General features: G+C 67.2%; 2 protein-coding genes. Both read left to right on the top strand.

Annotation, left to right across the window (positions count from 1 at the left end):
• On the top strand, positions 1–900 hold a 900-nt coding region (gene rfbA, locus AAAX73_RS09670), incomplete at its 5' end, for a glucose-1-phosphate thymidylyltransferase RfbA (protein WP_349125775.1).
• A 19-nt stretch (positions 901–919) separates the two neighbouring features.
• A partial coding sequence (locus AAAX73_RS09665; protein WP_349125774.1) for a GDP-mannose 4,6-dehydratase occupies positions 920–1,603 on the top strand: 684 nt, incomplete at its 3' end.

Here is a 1,603-nt window from a genome sequence, read left to right as displayed (position 1 = left end):
ATGAAAGGCATCATCCTCGCCGGCGGGTCCGGCACGCGCCTGTACCCGCTCACGCTCGTGACCTCCAAGCAGCTGCTGCCGGTCTACGACAAGCCCATGATCTACTACCCGCTCAGCACACTCATGCTGGCGGGCATCCGGGACATCCTGGTCATCTCCACGCCGACCGACCTCCCCAACTTCGAGCGCCTGCTCGGGGACGGCTCGCGCTACGGCGTGAACCTGTCCTACGCCGAGCAGCCGAGCCCGGACGGCCTGGCGCAGGCCTTCACCATCGGCGAGGAGTTCATCGCCGGCGAGCCGTGCGCGCTGGTGCTCGGCGACAACATCTTCTACGGCAACGGCCTGTCGCGCCACCTGACGCGCGCCGTCCAGAACGCCGAGTCGGGGCGCGCCACGGTGTTCGGCTACCACGTGGACGACCCCGAGCGCTTCGGCGTCGTGGAGTTCGACCGCGAGGGGAGGGCCGTCTCCATCGAGGAGAAGCCCGAGCGCCCCAAGAGCTCCTACGCCGTCACCGGCCTGTACTTCTACCCGGGCGACGTCGCCGCCAAGGCGCATGAGGTGGAGCCGTCCGCCCGCGGCGAGCTGGAGATCACCACGCTCAACCAGATGTACCTGGAGGAGGGGACGCTCTCCGTGGTGACCCTCGGCCGCGGCTACGCGTGGCTGGACACCGGCACCATGGAGAGCCTGCACGAGGCGGCGGAGTTCGTCCGCGCCGTGGAGCACTCCCAGGACCTGCCGGTCTCGGTCCCCGAGGAGATCGCCTGGGAGAACGGCTGGATCACCACCGAGGGGCTCAAGCAGGCCGCCGAGGCCTACGGCAAGTCGGTCTACGGCCGGCACCTCAAGAAGGTCGCCGCCGGCGAGATCGTCAACAGCCCGCGCGAGTACTAGGAACCGAGGAGATAAGAACATGGCAGAGGAGACCTTCTCCCCCAAGAACATCATCGTCACGGGCGGCTGCGGCTTCATCGGCAGCAACTTCGTGCACTACGTGGTCGACAACCACCCTGGGGTGCACGTCACCGTCCTGGACAAGCTGACCTACGCCGGCAACCCCGAGAACATCGCCGGTCTGCCCGCCGACCGCGTGGAGCTCGTCGTCGGCGACATCTGCGACGCGGAGCTGCTGGACAGGCTGGTACCGGGCCACGACGCCATCGTGCACTACGCCGCGGAGTCCCACAACGACAACTCCATCGCCGACCCCGAGCCGTTCCTGCGCACCAACGTCGAGGGCACCTTCCGCCTGCTGGAGGCCGTGAGGAAGTACGGCATCCGCTACCACCACGTCTCCACCGACGAGGTCTACGGCGACCTGGCGCTCGACGACCCCGCCAAGTTCACCGAGGAGACTCCGTACCACCCGTCCTCGCCGTACAGCTCGACCAAGGCGAGCTCCGACATGCTCGTGCGCGCATGGACCCGCACCTACGGGCTTCGCACCACGATCTCCAACTGCTCCAACAACTACGGCCCCTACCAGCACGTTGAGAAGTTCATCCCCAGGCAGATCACCAACATCGTCGACGGCGTGCGCCCCAAGCTCTACGGAAAGGGCGAGAACGTCCGCGACTGGATCCACACCGAGGACCAC

The sequence above is a fragment of the Collinsella sp. CLA-ER-H9 genome, assembly GCF_040092295.1.
Classification (GTDB): Bacteria; Actinomycetota; Coriobacteriia; order Coriobacteriales; family Coriobacteriaceae; genus Collinsella.
Note: the sequence above shows the minus strand (reverse complement) of the source record. Positions and strands in the feature narration are given on the sequence as shown.